This window comes from Paenibacillus sp. FSL H8-0259, from assembly GCF_037963255.1.
Classification (GTDB): domain Bacteria; phylum Bacillota; class Bacilli; order Paenibacillales; family Paenibacillaceae; genus Paenibacillus_AQ; species Paenibacillus_AQ phytohabitans.
In genome coordinates this window covers 4,288,415-4,310,076 of record NZ_CP150147.1, presented here as the reverse complement: position 1 = coordinate 4,310,076, position 21,662 = coordinate 4,288,415, and the positions used below count along the sequence as shown (strand labels likewise).

The window sequence follows — 21,662 nt, the reverse complement described above, 5'->3', positions numbered from 1 at the left end:
GGTGGTCAGCACAATGAGCATGGACAAACCGGAAGACCGTAAGGAATTAATCTATTTCCAGGAGCTGTGGGCGGAATCCGCCCCCGTTCCGCAAGCCCCGGCGATCCCCTCTAAGGAAGAGGCTAAGGCAATGCTCCTGTTTATGGAGGCAGAGGACAGGGAAGGACAGGCGGCAGTGAGGGAACTCAGCCGGGATTTCACTGTAATTACCGTACTGGCGGCAAGCACCTTCCACAAACAGGACGGTCATACTTACACGATCAATCCTGCGGTGGAACAGGATTATACCGCTGTGCTGGCTGAAGCTGCCAGGGACAACCTGCAAATCGCCTATATGGCGATGCTCTGGAAGAATACCGCGCCGCCGGATGATTCAATGACACCGCCGGATACCGGTGCTATTTTCACTATTTTTCATTGGGTTCAGGCCTTTCATGCCCTGAAGCTGCGGCTTAATATCCGCTGGCTGTCCATCTCCCGGAGCGGCGGCGGAGAGCAGCCTGCAATCGAAGCTTTGGGAGCCTACGGCAGCTCGCTGCAGCGGGTATATCCGCGTCTTCGCTTCACTCATATCGGGCTGCAGGATGGAGAAGCGAATCTGGCGGAACTCATCCGGGAGGAAAGCCTGCTGACCCGCTTTGCTTTTGCACATGAAGTGAGATATACGGGTGGCTGCCGATTGGAGCAGCAGTTCAGCGAGCTTAACCTGGGGACAGACGGGCCTGCTCTGCTGAAGCAGGGCGGCGTGTACATGATTTCCGGCGGAGCCGGTGCGCTGGGCATGATCCTGAGTACTCATCTCGCGGAGAATTACCGGGCGAAGCTGGTTCTGTTGGGCAGAAGTCCGCTTACAGCCTTAGTGGAGGATAAACTGGCGGCCTTGCGTGCCTCCGGTGGAGAAGCGCTGTATCTGACCTGCGATATTGCGAAGACCGCTGAAGTGCATTCGGCAGTCCGGCTGGCCAAGCAGCATTACGGAGTCCTTAACGGTGTGGTACATGCGGCGGGACAAGCGAGCCATCAGCTTATTTTTCAGAAAAGCACGGCCGCCTTCACTGAGATTCTTCAGCCGAAAATCGCGGGTATTGCTGCTCTGGATGAAGCCACGCAGCAGGAGCCGCTGGATTTCTTTGCCGCCTTCTCCTCGACTTCATCCCTGCTTGGGGATTTCGGACAGTGTGATTATGCCGTGGCGAACCGGTTTTTGGACCGGTTTTGCCGCCGCAGGCAGCAAAAGGCCGAGAAGGGCGAACGGCAGGGCAGAAGCCTCTGCCTGAATTGGCCGCTATGGGAAGCGGGCGGAATGCATCTGGACAATCAGGGGGAACAGCTCTATCTGCAGACTTCCGGGATGGGGTATTTAACAGAGGCGCTGGGCATCAGCGCTTTTGAAGCCATCCTGGCGGGCCAGGAGCAGCAAGCTGCAGTAGTATACGGGGAACGAACAAGGCTGGAAACGCAGCTGAGGCTGAAGCCGAAGGAGGCCGAGCAGGCCAGAGGAGGAATAGCTAAGTTGGAGGAGCATACGGGGAATACAACCGAGTCCATGGAAGAACAGGTAATGCGCGATGTGCTGCACCTGGCGGCGCAAATTTTGCAGACACAGCCCGGCAGGCTGAACCCGGAGGAGAACATGGGCGATTTCGGCTTTGATTCGATTTCACTGAAGGAATTTGCTGACGGGTTAAGCGAGCTGTATGAAATTGAACTGTCTCCGGCTGTCTTTTTCGCCAAAACCACACTGAGCGAGCTGACCCCGTTCCTGCTGGAGGAATTCAGCCGGGAGATTCAGGCGCATTATGCTGCGGCGACTCCTGTGACTGATTCACTTGACCAGCAGATACGTATTGCACCGCTGCCGGCACAGGAGGCAATTCCTCAGAATCCACAGAATGCTCCGGCTGCGCAGACAGTTCCGCTTGAGGTTCCCGCCGGTCTGCCCCGCATGAGAGCTGGTGCAGGGGAAGAACAGCCGCCTGCGCTGCTGCCGCTGGCACAGAAATTCTCCGGCCGCAGCAAGACCAGCCGCACAAAGGCCGTGCACGAAGCTACGGCGCGGCGGGATGTGGCGGTGATTGGCGTGAGCTTCAAGCTGCCGGGTGCAGACACGGCGGAGGAGCTGTGGAATTTCCTCGAGCGCCAGGAGAATCAGATCCGGGAGATTCCTGCAGACCGCTGGGACTGGAAGGCCTATTACAGCACCGACCCGCAGGCTGAGAACCGCACCAATTCCCGCTGGGGCGGCTTTATCGGCGGCCATGATACCTTTGACGCCAAGTTCTTCCAGCTGTCGCCCCGCGAAGCGGAGCTGATGGACCCGCAGCACAGATTATATATTCAGGCGGTCTGGAAAGCGGTGGAGGACAGCGGATATAAAATGTCTACACTTGCCGGGAAGCCGGTGGGCGTATTCTCCGGCGTCCAGTTTACCGATTACCAGCAGTTATTGTCCGCGAATATGGAGAAGATTCAGGCCCAGTCCAGCATTGGCAACGCAACGGCCTTGCTCAGCAACCGCGTCTCTTACCTGTTTAATTTCAAAGGGCCCAGCGAATCAATTGATACCGCCTGCTCCAGCAGTCTCGTAGCCTTGCACCGGGCGGTGAAATCCATTCAGCACGGCGAGAGCAGCCTTGCGCTGGCAGGCGGGGTGAGCCTGATGCTTGATCCCAATACCTATGTAGGTGCTGGAGTCATGGGTGTATTCTCACCGGAGGGGCAGTGCAAAACCTTTGACCGCAGTGCGAACGGCTATGTCAAAGGAGAAGGCGTCGGCGTCGTAGTGCTGAAGCCGCTGGATCAGGCCGTGGCGGATGGCGATCACATTTACGGCGTGATTAAAGGCACAGCCGAGAATCACGGAGGCCGGGGTCATTCCCTTACCGCTCCCAATCCGGATGCGCAGGCTGAGCTGGTGGTGCAGGCCTTCACCGAAGCGGGCGTAGATCCGGCTGCGGTATCGTATATCGAAACGCATGGAACGGGAACGGAGCTGGGCGACCCGGTGGAAATCAACGGGCTGAAAAAAGCCTTCTCCGAGCTGTACCATAGCCGGGGCCAAGCTCCGGCCCCTGGTCCGCAGATCGGTCTCGGCGCGCTCAAGACGAACATCGGGCATCTGGAGCCGGCTTCCGGTATTGCCGGAGTGATTAAGGTTCTGCTCTCCCTCTCCAAGGGCAAGCTGCCGGGTAACCTGAATTTCAAGGAGCTGAATCCTTACATTCAACTGGAAGGCTCCCCGTTCTACGTACTGGAACGCACGAAGACCTGGGAGGCCAAGATGGACACGTCCGGCCAGTCCTTACTACGCTGCGCGGGTGTCAGCTCCTTCGGCTTCGGCGGCACGAACGCCCATGCCGTCATCGAGGAGTATGTGCCGTCTGCGGCTCCTGCGCAAACTGCGGATGAACCTATAGTATTCCTCCTGTCGGCCAAGAACAGTGACCGGCTGCGCGAATACGCCGCACTCTTCCGCGGCGCTCTAGCCGAGGCTGCAGATATGCGAGGGATCGCCTACACGCTCCAGGTGGGACGCGAAGAGCTGGAGGAACGGCTGGCTATTATCGCAGCCACTGCAGAGGAGTTGCGGGACAGGCTGGCCGCTTATTGCGGCGGATACGAAGCACCCGGCCTGTACACGGGCAGCGTTAAGAAATCCCGTCCAGAGACAGGAGCTGAGGACTATTCACAAGCGGTTATCGCCCATGCCTTGGCGGCTGCGGATCACGTTACCCTCGCCAAGGCCTGGACAGCCGGAGCCAGTATTTCCTGGACCGAGTTGTATGGGAATCAGCGTCCGGCGAGAGTTTCCTTGCCGAGCTATCCATTTGCACAGACCCGGTATTGGATGCCGCTGAAGAAGGCAGACCCCGCTTCCGTCAAGATTGTGGCCTCAGCCTTGCACGCCCTGATCGACCGCAACCTGTCGACGCTGTATGAACAGGAGTTCGGGAAGACCTTTCAGGGCGACGAGTTCTATCTGGCTGATCATGGGCATGTTCTGCCGGGCGTTGTCTATCTGGAGATGGTCCGGGCAGCCGGAGCCTTGGCCGATCCTAAGCATGATGTAACCGGAATCCGCAATGTGGTCTGGTCGAGTCCGGTGCTTGTGGACAAGGAAGCGTTACTGGTCAGAACCGCTGTGCAGCCCGGACCCCAAGGGATTGACTTCAGGATTTACTCCGAGCAAGGCGGGCAGCGGGTGGAGCATGCCCAGGGCAAGCTGGAGCTGGGTTCTTCCGGGGACTTCCGGCAGGAGAGCCTGGATATCAACGCCATAATCGGCAGAAGCAGCGGCGGGGAGCAGGAAGCGCGTGCCTATTATGAGCTGCTGGGCAGCCTGGGCGCTGAGCTGGGCAGCCGGTTCTCGGGGATTCAGGCTTTGTACTGCAATCCGTCCGAAGCCGTCTCCAGGCTGACTGTTCCGGACCGTCTTATGACCACATTGGATCATTATCAGCTGCACCCGACCCTGACCGACGGAGGCTTGCAGTCTGCGGTGGCTTTTGCCTACCGGACCGGGCTGATTGACCGGCAGGTGCTGTTTGTGCCGTTCGTGCTGGGACAGCTCGAAATTCTGGATGCTTCTGTTCAGCCCGCCTACGCCTATGTTCAGCGTTCGCCGGGTCAGGGACTGAAATTCGATATCGCTTTTGTGGCAGAAGCAGGACAAGTGGTTTCAAGAATGAAAGAGCTTGCCATCCGTCCGTTTCAGGTGAACCCGCTGGCGGGAACCTCCGCAGCAGTGCATCAGCCAAAGTCCGCCGGAAGTGAGCTGGTCTATTTGACCCCGGGCTGGGTGGAGAGTCCCATAGATCCACTTGCGCTGCCGTCTGCTCCGGGAGCCAAATTGCTGCTCATGGGCGGCGCTTCGGCGGAGAAGGAGGCGAGTCTGACAAATGCACTTGCGGACACTGCCATTCGGGTAAGCTTTGGCTCAGTGTACAAGTCACTAGCCGTTAATCAGTTTCAGATTGATCCAGCCGATCCGGAGAGTTATACGAGACTGGCCGAAGCCTGCGGCATTGCTGAGGATACGAAGCTGCAGATTGTTTATCTGCTTAGCGGCACAGGTGCCCGGACGGTCAGAGAGTGTGTGGCTCAGGACGTCTATCCCGTGTTCCATCTGTCCAAATGGCTGGCTTCCTTCGGGTTCCGAAGCCCGGTCCGCCTGTTCTGCATATACCGCGATGAGAAAACGGTGGCCGCCTATAGTGCATTGTCCGGCTTCTTCCGCTCAGCCGTGCTGGAGAGTCCCAAATTGCAGGGCAGCCTGATCCATATTAAGGATCACAGCAGGTTGAATCATGTGCTGGAACAGGAGTTTTCAGGCAGCCAGCCTGAGCATGAGGTGAAATATGAAGCGGGCTGCAGATATACCCGCCAGTTAATCCCTGCACAGCCGCCCCGGGACCGTACGCGCAGGCTGAAGGCCCGAGGTGTCTATATGATTGTCGGCGGACTCGGCGGACTGGGCTATAGGGTTGCCGAGCATCTCGCAGAGAATTACCAGGCGCGCCTGGTGCTGTGCGGCAGAAGCCCGGAAGGTGACCCGGCCAAGCTTGAGCGGCTGAAGTCGCTGGGTGCAGAGGCGGTCTATCTTTCGATGGATTTGGCCGATGCGAAAGCGGTGGAGCTTACGGTAGCGGAGATTAAGAATTTGTTTAACCAGCTGGATGGAGTTATTCATTGCGCCGGAGTAATCAAGGATTCGCTGCTGGTTAAGAAGAACATGGCGGATATTGCCGATGTGCTCAGTCCCAAGGTATACGGAACCGTATATCTGTACCGGGCGTTGTCACGGGAAAATCCGGAGCTGCTGTTCGTGCCCTTCTCCTCCTCAACCGCGTTAGTCGGAAATATCGGCCAGAGCGATTATGCCTATGCCAACAGCTTTTTGGATCATTATGTAGCGCTGATGAATGAGAAGCGGGGCAGAAGCGATACCGCAGTGAACTGGTCCCTGTGGGAGAATGGCGGCATGCAGGTGGACGGCGCTACCAGGGAATTGCTCTGGTCAAAGTTTGGGATGAACCCGCTGTCTGATGAACAGGGACTGCGGGCCCTGGAAGACAGCCTGTCCTTCCGGGAGGACCAGGTGATGGCGGTAGCGGGAGACAGGGAGAAGCTCATCCGTACCTTCACCGGCCAATTTCGCCAGGCCAGCCGGCAAAGCCGGCAGCCGGAAGGCAGTTTCGCCGCTGCGGCCGCTGCGCCTGGGGATAACGAACGAAGCCATCAGCTGGAGGAAGCGCTCATCGGCATCATGGCGGATATTCTCAAGAGCAGCCGGAGCGAGGTCAGCCGGGATACTGATCTCAGTGAGCTTGGTTTTGATTCGATCTCGTTCACTGAGCTGTCGAATGCTATCAACCGGGTCTTAGGAGTGGAGATTACACCAACGCTGTTCTTCGAGCAGTCTACTCCGGCGGCCATTGCGGAAGCGATATACGGTGAATACCGGACGGTGATTGACCTTCATTTTGCACCGCCGGAACGAGGCGGCGAACGCCTCCCGGTTCAGGCCCTGCAAGCGGAAGCACGGCAACCTTACCTTCAGCCGGAGACTGCATTCAGGCTACTGCACCGCAAACCGGATACCTCCTTGTTCCCGAACCTGGCGGATCGATCTGGGCGGAACACCGGTGCCCTGCCGGACACCAGGGAGCCTATCGCTATCGTGGGCATGAGCGGGATGATGCCCGGAGCGGACAATCTGGAGCAGTTCTGGTCCAATCTGGAAGCACAGAAGGACATGGTCACCACCATTCCTGAAGACCGCTGGAGCTGGCAGAACCGCTACGGCGACCCGCGCCGGGAGACGGGCAGAACCGATGTGAAATACGGTGCCTTCCTTAAGCGCATCGACACCTTTGATCCGCTCTTCTTCGGCATTTCGCCGGTGGAAGCGGAGAAGATGGACCCGCAGGAAAGACATATGCTCCAGACCGTATGGCATACGCTTGAGAATGCGGGCTACAAGCCGGAGGAACTGTCGGGAACCCGGACCTCGGTATTCATCGGGGTATCGAACGGGGATTATCAGGAGTTGCTGCTGAAGGATGAGATTGCCACCACGCTGACCCGCACGATGCTGACGAACCGGATTTCTTATTTCTTCAACTGGAGCGGACCGAGCGAGCCGATTGACACGGCCTGCTCCAGCTCGTTGGTAGCCATCCACCGGGCGGTGGAATCGATCTGGCATGAAGGCTGTCCATATGCAGTCGCAGGCGGAATCAATCTGATCGCCAGCCCGAACCTGTTCATCGCTGGCAGCAGCCTGGGGATGCTGAGCAAGGACGGGAAATGCAAGACCTTCGACAAGGACGCCGACGGGTATGTGAGAGGCGAAGGGGCAGGGGCGCTGCTGCTTAAGCCGCTGTCTGCCGCGCTTAGGGACAAGGATTATATTCATGGCGTGATCCGGGGAACAGCGGTCAACCACGGCGGGAAATCGAATTCGATTACTTCCCCGAATGCCAAATCCCAGGCGGAAGTCATTATCCGCGCACATGAGCGGGCAGGCATAGACCCTTCCACGGTCACTTATATTGAGACGCACGGAACAGGTACCAGCCTGGGCGATCCGATTGAAGTAGAGGGACTGAAAAAGGCATTCAAGGCTCTGTATCAAGAGTGGGGGAAGCCGGAATCAGAGCTGCCGCAATGCGTAATCGGCTCGGTCAAAACAGCAATCGGCCACCTGGAATCGGCGGCAGGCATAGCGGGTGTAAGCAAAGTGCTGCTGTCCATGAAGCACGGGAAGATTCCGGGCAATATTCACTTCAAGGAGCTGAATCCCTATATCAAGCTGGAAGGCAGCGGTCTTAGCATTGCAGGGCAAACTGTCCCATGGAAGCCGCTTGCCGGAAGCCGGGGCAGTGAGATTCCGCGCCGGGCGGGCATCAGCGCTTTCGGTGTAGGCGGAAGCAATGCGCATATCATTCTGGAAGAATACCGCAATCCGCCGGTTGAGCTGCCTGCAAACAGCCGCTCCCGGCACATCATTATCCTGTCTGCCAAAAGCCAAAGCAGTCTAAAGGAGAACAGCCGCAGACTCCAGGACTTTGTCGCCCGCAGCCTTGCGGGAGAGGCGGCCCTTCCTGCGGAGGACAACGCCCACAGTCTGGAAACAAGCCTGCGGCGCGATGTCATTGCCTTGTTCAGGCAGGTGATGGTTCTTGACGGTGAGGACATTGATCCTGCGGCGGAGCTCGAGGAATATGGACTGGACGCGGTCAAGAACGTGCAGCTGCTGGAATTGCTGAAGGACAAATTCACTCTCGAATTCAAGGACGCCGTGTACGGCTTCTCTTCGCTCAACAGTCTGGTGATGTTCCTGTTGCAGCACGATCCCGAGGGGATCAGCAGTTACTACGCGGCGGGACGCAGTAGAGTGCACCTGGAAGGAACTGCTCTGCCGGACAGCCTCACCCTGGAGCAGCTGGCTTACAGTCTGCAGACCGGACGCGCTGAAATGACGGAACGGCTGGCCATTGTGGCCGACAGCCTGAGCATGCTTCACGGGAAGCTGGGAATGTACCTGTCCGGGCAGCAGGATCAGGCGGGCATACATGAAGGACAGAGCAGCCAGCGCTCGGCGCTCAGCAAGCTGTTCGACGGCGAGGAGAGCCGCTTGTTCATGAATGAGCTGCTGCTGGGAGAGAAGCTGGACAAGATTGCCCAGCTATGGGTGCAGGGCGTTGCCATTGACTGGACGGCCTGGTACCCGCAGCCACTGCGCAAGACGCCGCTTCCCGAGTATGCCTTTGATGAGGAAAGATACTGGCTGCCCGGACCGGACCGCATAAGCGCGCCAGAATCTGCCCTAAGCCCGGTTCATACTCCGGAAGCAGAAGCACATGCGGAAGAAGAGCCGGTTGTTCTGGATGACGATCAGCTGCTGCTGTGGCTGAACAAGGTACACAAAGGGGAAATAAGCGCCGAGAACTTAAATCTGTTAGTGGGGGATCTCTTGGAATGAGCACCTATTCGAGAATGCAGTTGTTAAAGCTGGTGGAGAACCAGCAAATGTCTCCGGAGGAAGCATTGAAGATCATCAGGGAGAACAGTCAGCGTCCTGCAGGCCAGCCACAGCATCAGCCGCAGCCGCCGATCCAGGAGGAGCCGCTAATCGCGGCTCCTGCGGACCGGCAGGATTTGGGCTCGCAATTGAACAAGCTCCTGGTGGAGGGAGTAGCCACGCTGCTTAAGGTACCGGCGGGCAAAATCCACCCGGATGCCGACTGGAAAAGCTTTGGGTTTGATTCCATCAGCTTCACGGCCTTTCACAGCTATCTGACGGAGAAGCTGGGATTCAGCTTTCCCCTGGATGTCTTCTTTGAATACAGCACGATCAATACCTTAACCGGATTCCTGCTGACCCAATCCTCCGGTGCAGAGGTCAGCTTCAGCGGGGAGCCTGCTGTACAGCCTACGGGTCACCTGCTTTCTCAAGGCCCCGCTGAGACTGGGAAGTTCACCCCTGCCCGGCAGGATTCCCTATGGCTGGTCAACAGTTCGGATACCTTTTTCCTCGACTTTTGGAGCAAGCTTGCCGACTCCTCCATCAATGCTCCAAGGACGGGTTATCCTCCGCTGTCCACAGCTGAGCTGGATAGAGTCGCGCACAAATACATCCAGCTGCTGGTGAATACCTCGGCCGGTCAGAAGATGGAGGTAGTAATCTCCGGTCAGGGCAAGCCGCTGGTCATTGTCGGAGGTGTGGGTATGGCTTCGCCGATGATTCTGCATCAGCTCGATTATTTCTCAAGCCGCTACCGGGTCATCAGTATCCATAATCCGGGCTGCGGACTCAGTGAGGATATCGACAATTACTCGCTGGAGCACAGGGTCAAGGTGATTGCGGAGGTGCTGGACAATCTGGGAGTGAGCGGGCTGGTGGATTTTGTAGGCATTTCCTGGGGGGGACTCGTCGGGCAAACGTTCAGCGTGGAGTATCCGGAGCGGGTTTCCAGCCTGATCCTGGTCAGCTCCATCTATGAAATCGTCAATGAGAACCCGCAAATGAATGCCGACGCAGCGATGAAGAAGGATCTTGAAGCAGTCGAGCGGGGGCTGGATTCCCTGGAGCTAATGGAATACGGAAAGAGCATCAACAAGCAGATTTTCACGAAGTATATGGAATATTATCTGCCCGGCAATCACAAAAGCTACTCGACCATCCAGCTGATCGGCCGCATTCAGGTGCCGGTACTGATCGTATACGGCAAAAAAGACACCATCATCAATACCCGGCAATCCAGAGAAATGGCAGTTGCAATTCCGGGGGCCCGCTGCGTTGAAATGGAGGACGCCGCCCATTTCCTGTTCATGACGCATCATGAGCAGCTTCACCGGGCGGTGGAAGAGTTCATCTTCCGGCCGGAGGCTGAACCCTTCAGCCTGCGGGACAGCTACGCGCAAATTCTGGATGCTGAGCAATTGCGCAGATCAGAGCTGGACATACGGGGAATCGAAGGCTACGGGGGACTGGAAGAGCGTCTGAATGAGCTGTGCATGAGCTATGCCTACCGTTATATCAGGCAGTGCGGTCTCGACACCACTCCCGGTACGATTCATGACCGGACTGAGTGGGTGAAGAGGCTGAAGATCCTCCCCGGATATACCAAGCTGCTGGACTGCATGATCGACATGCTGGCGGAAGACGGCGTGGTGAAGCTGCTGAACAGCCGCGTCAAATTCATCAAGGCCGAAGCGGAGATTCCGCAGCCGCAGGAGCTGTATGAGGCCTGTCTGCAGGATTTCCCTGAGTTCCAGGGGATGCTCCAGTTCCTGGATTATTGCACCGGCAATTATAAGGATGCGCTCAGCGGACGGGTCCCTCCGGTCAGCGTGCTGTTCCCTAAGGGCAGCTCGGACGCCCTGGAGCGGAGCAACCGGGATACCGTGGAGCATGGCAGGGAACGGGTCTATGCCCGGGTGGTGCATGATATTCTCTCCATGCTGATCGCCAGGGACGGAGGCGGTAGACCGCTCAATATTCTTGAGGTCGGCGGCGGAACCGGACTCTTGACCCGGCAGCTGCTGGATCTGGCAGAACTCCCGAATGTGAACTACTATTTCACCGATATCGGCGAATATTTTATTAACAAGGCGAAGGATGAGCCCGAATTCACTTCCCTGCGCTTTAAGACTTTTGATATCAGCAAAAATCCGGCAGAGCAGGGCCTGGCACTGCACAGCTTTGATGTTGTGCTCGGGCTGAATGTGGTCCATGCCACTAAGGATATCGGCGGAACGCTGGCCAATTTGCGGCAGCTGCTTGTGCCGGATGGTCTGATGCTGCTGATTGAAGCCTGCAAACGCCTGCGCTGGGTGGATATGGTCTGGGGGCTGGCCGAAGGCTGGTGGATGTTCGAGGACCGGAGCCTGCGCGATAAATCTCCGATTATTGACCCGTATGCCTGGGAAAAAGTATTCGTGGACGCCGGTTATCAGGACATTCAGGTCTTCCCTGGCGACGATGAACGGCGCTTTATGGCCGACTGTGTTCTTGTTGCAGCCCACAAAAGGTAAAAATTCAAAAATATGATACTAATTTTAACATTATACAGCATAAACATTCATTGACATTGAAGGAAATCGTAGATGATAATTTAGTAGATTCATAAAGAAAATTGTGGAAATATGACAAACCAGATTTTCGAGGAGGCGGACATGGAAGCAACGTATGATCTGTTTACCATCAAAACGCAGTGTATGACTTTTTCTAACTACGCTTATCTCGGAATTGACAAGACCTCCCGTAAAGCTTTTGTTGTTGATCCATCCTGGGATGTATCGCAAATGATCCAGATTTTGGAGAAGCAGGGCGCATCCCTGGAGGCTGTACTGCTGACGCATTCTCATTTCGATCACACCAATATGGTCAAAAAACTGGAAATGCTCTATCATCCGTCGGTCTATATTTCCAGAACAGAGGCGGACTACTACAGATACCGCTGCACCCGGCTCAGAACCGTTGAAGACATGGACCGGATACGTATCGGGGACACCCAAATTACTTGTCTGGTGACTCCAGGGCATACGCAGGGAAGTGTCTGCTACTGGGGCGAAGACAACCTTTTCTCCGGGGATACGGTATTTATCGAAGGCTGCGGCTTATGCGACAGCGAGGGGGGCTCGGCAGAGGATATGTATTACAGCATCCACCGGCTGATCCGGCTGATTCCGGCACATGTGCGGGTTTTCCCGGGCCATTCCTTCGGCGATCCGCCGGGCAAAGAGATGAGCTATCTCTATAAAAGAAATCTGTATTTCCAAATCGATGACATCAATCATTTTGTGAAATACAGGAACAGAAAGAACAATGCCAGAGTTTTTGATTTCAAATAAGCTGCTCAAATTCAGGAGGTACCGTAATGCACAGCGAAATGGTGTTTATGTTCTCCGGGCAAGGCTCGCAATACAACAAAATGGGTCTTGAATTGTACGAGAATCAGCCTGTGTTTCGACAATCCATGGAACAGCTGGACCGTATTTTTCATGATCTGACCGGCAAAAGCGTAATAGAAGAGCTATATCTCAACACCAAGCGCAAGGGTTCCAGATTCGAGGATATCCTGTATACCCATCCCGCGATCTTCATGGTTCAATATGCGCTGGCGGAGACTTTGAAGGCTGAGGGAATGACTCCCCGCTATACGCTGGGGGTAAGCTTGGGGGAATATGTGGCGCTGGCGGTGGCTGGGGTGCTGACGGCTGAACAGGCGCTGGAGCTTATCGTGAAGCAAGTCGAGCTGCTCAAAAAGACCTGCAAAACCGGTGCGATGATTGCCATTCTGGACAATGAACAGCTGTATCACGGGAATGCGGAGCTGAATACCCGCTCGGAGCTGATTGCCGTGAACTTTGAGAAGCATTTTACAATCGCCTGCAAACGCGAGCATGTCAAAGAAATTCAGCAGTTTATCAAAGAACGTAACATCGCCAGTCTGAAGCTGCCTGTGAACTATGCCTTTCATTCCGCATCCATCGATGAACTGGAGGAGCCTTACCGTACATATTTGCAGAAGATTGACTACAAGACTCCAGCCCGGGGAATCAGTCTGGTATCGGCTATGGCCGGGGGAAGCGTGCAGGCTGTGGGAGAGTCCTTTTTGTGGGATGTGCTAAGGAAGCCGATGAATTTCCGCGGTGCACTGGAGAGTCTGTCCTCCGGCGGGGAGCGGCTGTTTCTCGACCTGGGTCCGTCAGGTACACTGGAGAATTTCAGCAAATACATTCTGGAGCAGCCTCAGGTCCGGCAGGTACGGTCTGTGATTACGCCAATGGGCAGCGAGCTGAAGAAGCTGAATGAGATCGTGGCCGAGTATGGGCAAATGAACCTTAAGAAGGAGGCGTGGGAGCCGAAGATGAAGATGAAGTCATATTTATTCCCGGGGCAAGGCGCGCAGTTCATGGGTATGGGAGGCACGCTGTTCAAGGAGTTCCCCGAATATACCGCGATTGCCGACCGGGTGTTGGGCTACTCCATTGAAGAGCTGTGTCTGAAGAACAGCAGCAGGCTGCTGGATACTACCGCTTATACACAGCCCGCGCTCTATGTCGTTAATGTCCTGTCCTATCTTAAGGAGCTGCGGGATTCCGGGGAGGCCCCCGATTTCGTAGCCGGACACAGCTTAGGCGAGTACAGTGCGCTGTATGCGGCAGGCGTGTTCGATTTCGAGACCGGTCTTAAGATTGTGCAAAAGAGAGGCGCGCTGATGAACACGGCGACCGGCGGCGGTATGGCCGCCGTCATCGGGCTGACCGAGGAAGCCATTCACCGGATTCTCGCCGACCACCGCCTCGATAAACTGGATGTGGCCAACCTGAATACGCCTACGCAGATTGCCCTTTCGGGGCTGATGGAGGATGTGCAGGCCGCCAAAGAGATTTTTGAACAGAATGGAGCTTCCGCTTATGTCGTGCTGAATGTCAGCGGCGCCTTCCACTCCCGGTATATGCGCAGCTCGGCGCTCCAATTTCAGGAGTTCCTCAGCCAGTTCGAGTTCGCTCCGCCCTCTATTCCGGTTATCGCCAACTTGACGGCGCGGCCTTATTCCGTAGGCGATGCCGTACATTATATGACAGAGCAGATGGTCAGCAGCGTGAAATGGTCCGAATCGGTCCGTTACCTCATGGGCAGGCATCCCGAAATGGAGCTGACCCAGATCGGCCCGGGTCACGTCATCGCAGGCTTGGTCAGCAAAATCAAACGGGAAGCGGAGCCGCTGATCGTGGATGATGCCGCCGAGGCCCGGCTGTTATTTGCCGAATCGGCATCAACTGCCGAAGCCGACACAGCACCGGAAGCGGCTGAGCCTGCTGTAGCATTTGAAGCCCCTGTCACAGCTGAAGCTGTTGCAGCAGTTGAGGTACAGAACACGGCTGAAGCCGCGGAACAGGAGGATGCTTCCGAGAATACTGTAATCGTTCACGCTGCAAATGCCACAAATGAAGTAGATGCGATAAATGCAGTAAATGCGGTTGAGGTCTCTGAGGTCTCTACAGGATTTGAACCGTTCGCAGCTGCGGAAGCTCCGGCCGCAGATTTCACAGTGGAGCCGGAGCCTGTCCAGACGCAGGAAGAGGCGCTGGTACAGACTGCCTTCACCGGAACCCGGCTCGGAAGCGCGGCATTCAAGCAGCGCTACGGACTGGATTATGCGTATTTGCTGGGAGGGATGAATGACGGAATCTCCTCCTCAGAACTGGTTGTACAGGCTGGCAAGACAGGCTGTCTCGCTTTTCTGGGCGCAGGCGGGATGAAGCCGGCAGAGCTTGCAGATGCCATCCGCCATATCCGCCGGGAGCTGGGCAACAGCAAATCTATTGGGGTTGCCGTAACCTATCATCCGATCTATCCGAACCGGGAAGAGGAGTTGATAGAGCTTCTGTTGAGAGAGAAGATTCAATTGGTTGAAGCCTCCTCGTACCTCACCCTGACGCCGGCGCTTGTAAAGTACCGTTTGCTGGGACTTACGAGAGCGGAGGATGGAACTGTGCACCGCGCCAACCGGATCATTGCCAAGGTATCCCGGCCGGATATCGCTACACTGTTCATGCTGCCGGCTCCGGCCCGTATCGTGGACAAGCTGCTGGCCGACCGTCAGATTACGGCAGAGCAGGCAGAGCTGGCCCGGCTTGTTCCGGTGGCGGATGATCTTTGCGCAGCAGGAGATTCGGCAGGTCCGACCGATCAGGCCAACCTTATCAGCCTGTTGCCGACGCTTTTGCGTCTGAAGAAGGAATTGTCCCGTACCTTCGCTCCGGTGCAGGAGATGCACATCGGTGCCGCCGGAGGGATTGGAACCCCGGAAGCTGCAGCTGGTGTATTCCTGATGGGCGCGGACTTTATTTTGACCGGATCGATTAATCAATGCACGGTGGAGAGCGGGGCAAGCCCGGAGGTGAAGGAGCTTCTGGAGCAGGTGAACGTCTACGACATGGCCTATGTTCCTTCCCTGGAGCTGTTCGAGCTGGGCGGCAAGGCCCAGGTCCTCAAGAAGGGGCTGTTCTTCTCGGCAAGAGCCAACAAATTGTATGAGCTGTACCGCAATACCGGCTCCATCGCGCAGCTGGACAGCAAGACGAAGTCTCAACTCGAAGACAAATATTTCGGCCAGCCGATGACGGAAGTTCTGGAGGCATGCAAGCGCGGAATGTCTGCGGAGGAGCGGGCTGCTGTCCAGGGAGATTCGAAGCAGCAGCTTGCGGCTGTCTTCAAATGGTATATCGCCAAAGGCAAGGCCTCCGCCATCGCCGGTGAATCCGGCAATAAGGTCAATTACAGCATTATGTGCGGCCCGGCCATGGGAGCCTTCAACCAGTGGGTGAAGGGTACACCGCTGGAAGCCTGGAGACACCGCCGGGCTGGCGAGATTGCCGTCAAGATGATGAACGGGGCTGCCCAGATCATAAAAGGAGAGGTTCTTGTATGAACAAAGACCAGGTACTGGAGATTATGAAGAGTAAAATGATCGATATCCTGCCGGATTTGACAGCAGAGCAGATTCACAGGGAAGCAAGCATGAAGGACCTCGGCGCGAACTCCATTGACCGCTTTGATATTATTTCCGACACCATGGATGAGCTGAACATTAAAATCCCGCTGCTGCAGTTCGGGAGCCTGAAGAATATCGGGGAGGTCGTAGATTTCCTGCATGAAAATCTATAACGGTGCAACAGGCTGGCGGTTTGAGGATTTCCGCCCGGTGACGGTCACCGGGATGGGGGTCCTCAGCGCGGCGGCAAGCGGTATAGAAGCCTTCGGGCGATCCCTGAAAGAAGGCCGCAGCGGAATTGGCTATCTTCAGGGATTAACCTATCCGGACGGACAGCCGCTGATCGGCGCTGAGCTGCGCGAGGAAGGGCTGCAGGAATCCTTCCGACGCTATGAAGGGGATTTATCGCGGAATGCCGGCCGGTTGTTCAGAATCTCCGGCAAATCGGTTAAGGCCTCCGCACTGGCCGGAGCCGAGGCATGGCAGCAGGCGAAGCTGAATGTAAGCAGGCCGGAGGCAGACCGGATCGGCCTGATCATTGCCGGAAGCAATATTTCTCCGGCGGTCAGCTATGCAGCAATGGTGGAATACGGACATCAGCTGGAGCTGCTGCATCCCAGATATGCGCTGAATTACATGGATACCTATCAGCTTGGGGTACTTAGTGAAATGTTCGGCATTCAGGGAGAGGGAGCGACGGTTGGCGGCGCCTCAGCCAGCGGAAATGCGGCGGTGCTGAGGGCAGCGCAATTAATCCAGCTCGGGATTGTCGATGTCTGTATGGTTATCGGACCTTTGGCCGATCTGTCCCCGCTGGAGCTGCAGGGCTTCCTCAATATTGGGGCGTACGGAGGCCGCAGCTTCCATGATGCACCCGCCTCAGCGTGCCGGCCGTTCGACAGCAGGCATGAAGGCTTCATCTTCGGGCAGGCTTCCGCCTGCCTGATCCTGGAGGGGGCGGACAGTGCCCAAGCCCGGCAAGTGGAGGTACTGGCGACTATAGCCGGCGGGGCGGCTGCTCTGGACGGACACAGCCTGTCTGATCCGAGCGAAGATGGACAGGTGCGGACGATGGAGCAGGCGCTCCGCACTGCCGGAATCGCCCCCTCTGTCATTGATTACATCAATGCGCATGGCACTTCTACACCGCTGGGGGATGTGACGGAGCTGAAATCAATCTCACGGGTGTTTGGCGGCCAGCTAAGTCACATCCGGTTGAATTCGACCAAAGCGCTGACCGGACATTGCCTGTATGCAGCCGGAGTGGTGGAAGCCGTGGCGACGATCCTCCAGCTGCAGGGGGATTTCCTTCACCCGCTGCCCTCTCTGGAGGACCCGATCAGCCGGGAGCACTATTTCGCTTCCAGCCTGGCGGAACCGGCGGGATTTACTTATGGGCTTAGCAATTCCTACGGCTTCGGAGGAATCAATACCAGCATTATCATCAGAAAAGGAGCAAGCTGAATGCGAGTAGGAATTGAGAGTATCAACTTTTACGGGGGACCGGCGGTGATCTCCGCCCGCAGTATCTTTGAAGGCAGAGGCCTTGACCTCAGCCGGTTCGATAATCTGATGATGGACCGGAAATCTGTGGGTGTAGCCTGCGAAGATGCTGTAACAGGCGGAGTCAATGCGGCGAAGCCGATCATTGATGCCTTAAGCGAAGAGGACAAGAACCGGATCGAGCTGGTGATTACTGCCAGCGAGTCCGGTGTGGATTTCGGCAAATCGCTCAGTACCTATATCCATGACTATCTGGGGCTGAGCCGCCATTGCCGGTTGTTCGAGCTGAAGCAGGCCTGTTACGGCGGAACGGCCGGGCTGCACATGGCTGCCTGCTTCATCGCCTCGGGTGCTTCCCCCGGAGCCAAGGCGCTGGTCATTGCCACGGATGTAGCGAGAGCAGCAGCCAAGAGTACCTACGGTGAGCCGACTCAGGCTGTTGGAGCCGTAGCCATGCTCATCAGTGCCAATCCGGAGATTCTGGAGCTGGACTTCGGCGCAACCGGACATTACAGCTATGAGGTGATGGATACCTGCCGGCCGCTGCCGGAGATCGAGACCGGGAACCCGGATTTGTCGCTGCTGTCTTATCTGGACTGCCTGGAGAATGCCTATAAGAATTATAAGGAGAAGGTGGACGGCGTCCATTTTCAGGAGACCTTTGATTTCCTGGCCTTCCATACGCCCTTCGGCGGCATGGTCAAAGGCGCGCACCGCAAGCTGATCCATGAGGAGCTGAAACTGAGAGGCGCAGTAGTCCAGCAGGACTTTGACAAAAGAGTCGCCCCGTCCCTGACCTACGGCATGCAGGTGGGCAATGTCTATTCCGCAGCTTTATACCTTAGTTTATGCAGTTTGATTGATCAGGCAGACATTGCGGATTACCGCAGAGTCGGGTTATTCTCCTACGGCTCAGGTTGCTCTTCCGAATTTTACAGCGGGGTGGTTACGCCGGAATCCGTAAGGAAGCTAAGTACGATGAATATTCAGGCGGGGCTGGACAGCCGTTATGAGCTCAGCTTTGAGGAATATGACGACATCCTGGACCAGAATGTGGAGTGGCTTTTCGGAATCCGGGACAAGAAGGTGGATTTCTCCGGATTCAGCCGCGTCTATGATCACTTCTTTAAGGGCAAAGGTTATCTGGTTCTGACCGAAGTCGATGACTTTCACCGCAAATATGCGTGGAGCTGACAAGTGACTGCCATGGAGTATCATTCTATTGCCGTAAGTCACCTGGACGAAGGGCTCTACAGCATCCGGCTGAACCGTCCGGAGCACAAGAACAGTATCACTGCCACCCTGGTATCAGAGCTGCAGCATGCCTTAGGGATGCTGGAGGAGCTGAGCGCCTGCCGGGTGATTGTCCTTGAAGGTACGGGCGGGTATTTCTGTACCGGGATGAATTTTCAGGCGTTTACGGACGGGGAGGACGACGCACCCGGTGATTCAGCCGCCCCGCCATCCGTAGATTTTTTGCAGACGATGAAAAGGATCGGCGAGCTGTCCAAGATGGTGATCGCCAAGGTAGACGGGCAGGTGCTTGCCGGTGGTGTGGGGCTGATGGCTGCCTGTGATTATGTGGTCGCTTCGCCGCGTTCCACCTTTGCCCTGCCCGAAGCGATCTGGGGCCTCGTGCCCGCTCTCGTCAGTCCTTATCTAATCCGGCGGACCGGCTATTGGCAGGCATACAAGATGACCTTGACCACGCTGCCCTTGTCCTCGGAAGAAGCGCTAGGGTGCAGACTGGCCGATGAAGTGACTGCTGACCCGGATGCCAGCATTCTGCGGCTATACCGGAGAATCAGCCGGATCACGCCGCAGACAGTAAGGGAGATCAAAGGCTATTTCCGGCAAATGTGGATTATCAACGAAACGATGGAACATGCCGCCGTAGCCGAGATTGACAAGCTGACCGCTTCCGCAGAAGTCAGAGAGAACATTCAGAATTATGTGCGTTACAAAAGATTTCCCTGGGAAAAAGAATAGGGGCACAGAGATGCTATATACAACCTTCGCAAGGCAATACGAACAGTTCCTCTCCCAGACGGTAAGAAGGATCAGCTTTGAACTGGAAGGCCCGGAGGATCGTTATGGGCTGAAGCTGAGTGTGGTCTCCCTGCCGCCGGAGGACGGGCCACTGGATTATCTGAGTGCGGCGGAGAAGGAGCAATACTCCGGGTTCAAATATCCCAGACGCCGCAACAGCTACCTGCTCGGCAAGCTGGCCGCCAAGATGGCTGTGGCCGGGGAGCAGGATGATCTGTCCGAAATTCAGGTTGATCACGGAATTCTGTGCCAGCCGCTGGTAGCCGGAAGCGACCGGAAGATTACGATTACCCATTGCGACACCCTGGGAGCGGCGGTTGATTATGACCCGCGTCTTCTGCTGGGTGTTGACATGGAGCTTGTGGATGAGAAGGCGATGGACGCGTTAAGAAGAATTACCTCCAAGGAGGAAGAGGCGCTGATGAAGGACCTTGGACCTGAGCTTGCGCCGACGCACTTCCTGACCCTGCTCTGGACGGCCAAGGAAGCGATGTCCAAAGTGCTTCAGACCGGCTTCACCGTTCCCACCGACCTGTTCGAAATCAAAGCGTGCACCCGCGGTGAGCAGGGAGTGATTAGCCAGTTCAAGAATTTCCCGCAATTCAAGGCCATATCCGTTCTGCGCCGTGAATATGTTTTTACCATTGTGCTTCCGGCCAAGGCCATGACTGACGGCTCGGAAGCCCGGTTATTGCAATGTCTGCAAGAAATGCTGCCATTATAACGTATGAGTATCAACCATTTCAGGAGGTGCTTTATGAAAAGTCTCGTCCTTTACACAAGCGTCTACGGAAGTACGAAGCAGTATGCGGAATGGATCGCGGAGGAGCTTGGAGCCGATCTCGCGGACATCGACACGTTTGACATTAAGCAGGCAGGCCAGTATGACACCGTAATTATAGGTACCTATGTGCGGGTACAGAAGCTGGTCATCGCCGATTATCTCAAGAAGGTCTGGGACCAGCTGCAGCATAAGAAGGTCATCCTCTTTTCCGTCTCCAAAACACCTGTGCAAAGCGAAGCCTCCATCAAGAACTACAACAAAAGCATTCCCGAAAAAATCCGTGCCGGGCTGAAATATTTCCCGCTGGAAGGCCGGTTTAACTTTGAACAGCTGGCCGACAAGGATAAAACCATGATGAAGGTCGGACAGAAAATGACCCGGCTGTTCATGGGCAAGGAAATGGCAGAAGAAATGGTCAGAAACTGCGACGATGTGCGCAAAGAAAACATTTCGCCGATTCTTCAGGAACTGCGCCAAACCTCATGAGCAGAACCTTGTCCAGGAAGGAGTGAGCGGATTGCAGATAGCAGTATGTGTCAAGCAGGTACCCTCCGCTCACATGGGGCCTGTTATGAACCCGGCGGATGTCTTTGCCCTGGAAGAGGCGCTGCAGATCAGGGAGCGCCAGGGCGGGAGCGTAACCGCCGTAAGTATGGGAGCAGAATCCGCAGCCCAGATCTTGCGGAGCTGCATCTCACTGGGTGCGGATGCAGGCGTGCTGCTGACCGACAGGCTGTTCGCGGGTGGGGACACACTCGCAACGGCCACTGTGCTCTCCCGTGGGCTTGAGCTAATAGGCAAGCCGGATCTGATTCTCTGCGGCACCCATTCGACAGATGGGGAGACCGCACAGGTCGGTCCGGCCCTGGCGGAGAAGCTGGGCACTGCGCACACCACGCATGTGCTGGATATCCTCGCCCTGGAAGAGCGGCACATCACCTGCAGGCGGATGACAGAGACCGGTTTTGAAATTGTGCAGCTGATGCTCCCGGCCCTGATAACGGTGCATAAAGGCATTAATCAGCCGCGGATGGCGACCATTAATGGAATTCTGAAGGCTAACCGCTGTGAAATCACCAGGCTGTCCGCCCAGGACCTGAGCCTGGACAAGCAAGCCTGCGGGCTTGCGGGATCGCCTACCCGGGTGCAGGCAACCCGGAATGCCGCAGACCGGCAGGTGCCCTTCACCGTAAGCGGCAAGAGCCTGCGGGAGCAGATTGAGGAGATCGCGCAGCTTTTGACAGATAAGAATATGTCACCAAGTATATGATGCTTTTTCTAAAATATAAGAATTTATATGTTTCACATGATAA

At 56.2% G+C, this 21,662-nt stretch carries 11 protein-coding genes; all 11 read left to right on the top strand.

Features of this window, described 5'->3' with window-relative positions; translation table 11 throughout:
- Nucleotides 1-13 precede the first annotated feature (13 nt).
- Nucleotides 14-8,986 carry an SDR family NAD(P)-dependent oxidoreductase gene (locus tag NSU01_RS18245; RefSeq protein WP_076243101.1) on the top strand — a complete coding sequence of 2,991 codons (8,973 nt, stop codon included), beginning with the start codon at nucleotides 14-16 and terminating at the stop codon, nucleotides 8,984-8,986.
- A complete protein-coding gene (locus tag NSU01_RS18240) occupies nucleotides 8,983-11,541 on the top strand; it encodes an alpha/beta fold hydrolase (protein ID WP_076243102.1) in 2,559 nt (852 codons plus the stop codon). The genes NSU01_RS18245 and NSU01_RS18240 overlap by 4 nt, the downstream gene beginning before the upstream one ends.
- Nucleotides 11,542-11,682: 141 nt before the next feature.
- Entirely contained in the window at nucleotides 11,683-12,360 is a 678-nt protein-coding gene (locus NSU01_RS18235; RefSeq protein ID WP_039291928.1) for an MBL fold metallo-hydrolase, read from the top strand.
- A gap of 26 nt (nucleotides 12,361-12,386) precedes the next feature.
- On the top strand, nucleotides 12,387-15,950 hold the full coding sequence (fabD, locus tag NSU01_RS18230) for an ACP S-malonyltransferase (RefSeq protein WP_042137630.1): 3,564 nt from the start codon (nucleotides 12,387-12,389) through the stop codon (nucleotides 15,948-15,950).
- Nucleotides 15,947-16,186 carry an acyl carrier protein gene (locus NSU01_RS18225; RefSeq protein ID WP_039291935.1) on the top strand — a complete coding sequence of 80 codons (240 nt, stop codon included), beginning with the start codon at nucleotides 15,947-15,949 and terminating at the stop codon, nucleotides 16,184-16,186. The genes fabD and NSU01_RS18225 overlap by 4 nt, the downstream gene beginning before the upstream one ends.
- On the top strand, nucleotides 16,173-17,477 hold the full coding sequence (locus NSU01_RS18220; RefSeq protein WP_076243103.1) for a beta-ketoacyl synthase N-terminal-like domain-containing protein: 1,305 nt from the start codon (nucleotides 16,173-16,175) through the stop codon (nucleotides 17,475-17,477). The genes NSU01_RS18225 and NSU01_RS18220 overlap by 14 nt, the downstream gene beginning before the upstream one ends.
- The gene (locus NSU01_RS18215) at nucleotides 17,478-18,710 is read left to right on the top strand and encodes a hydroxymethylglutaryl-CoA synthase family protein (RefSeq protein WP_076243104.1); all 1,233 of its coding nucleotides are present in this window, start codon (nucleotides 17,478-17,480) and stop codon (nucleotides 18,708-18,710) included.
- 12 nt (nucleotides 18,711-18,722) lie between these two features.
- The gene (locus NSU01_RS18210) at nucleotides 18,723-19,505 is read left to right on the top strand and encodes an enoyl-CoA hydratase-related protein (protein ID WP_076243189.1); all 783 of its coding nucleotides are present in this window, start codon (nucleotides 18,723-18,725) and stop codon (nucleotides 19,503-19,505) included.
- Between the two features lie 10 nt (nucleotides 19,506-19,515).
- Nucleotides 19,516-20,289 carry a 4'-phosphopantetheinyl transferase superfamily protein gene (locus NSU01_RS18205; protein ID WP_076243105.1) on the top strand — a complete coding sequence of 258 codons (774 nt, stop codon included), beginning with the start codon at nucleotides 19,516-19,518 and terminating at the stop codon, nucleotides 20,287-20,289.
- A 33-nt stretch (nucleotides 20,290-20,322) separates the two neighbouring features.
- Entirely contained in the window at nucleotides 20,323-20,835 is a 513-nt protein-coding gene (locus NSU01_RS18200; RefSeq protein WP_042137623.1) for a flavodoxin domain-containing protein, read from the top strand.
- A gap of 31 nt (nucleotides 20,836-20,866) precedes the next feature.
- The gene (locus NSU01_RS18195; RefSeq protein WP_076243106.1) at nucleotides 20,867-21,619 is read left to right on the top strand and encodes an electron transfer flavoprotein subunit beta/FixA family protein; all 753 of its coding nucleotides are present in this window, start codon (nucleotides 20,867-20,869) and stop codon (nucleotides 21,617-21,619) included.
- The last annotated feature ends 43 nt before the right edge of the window (nucleotides 21,620-21,662 follow it).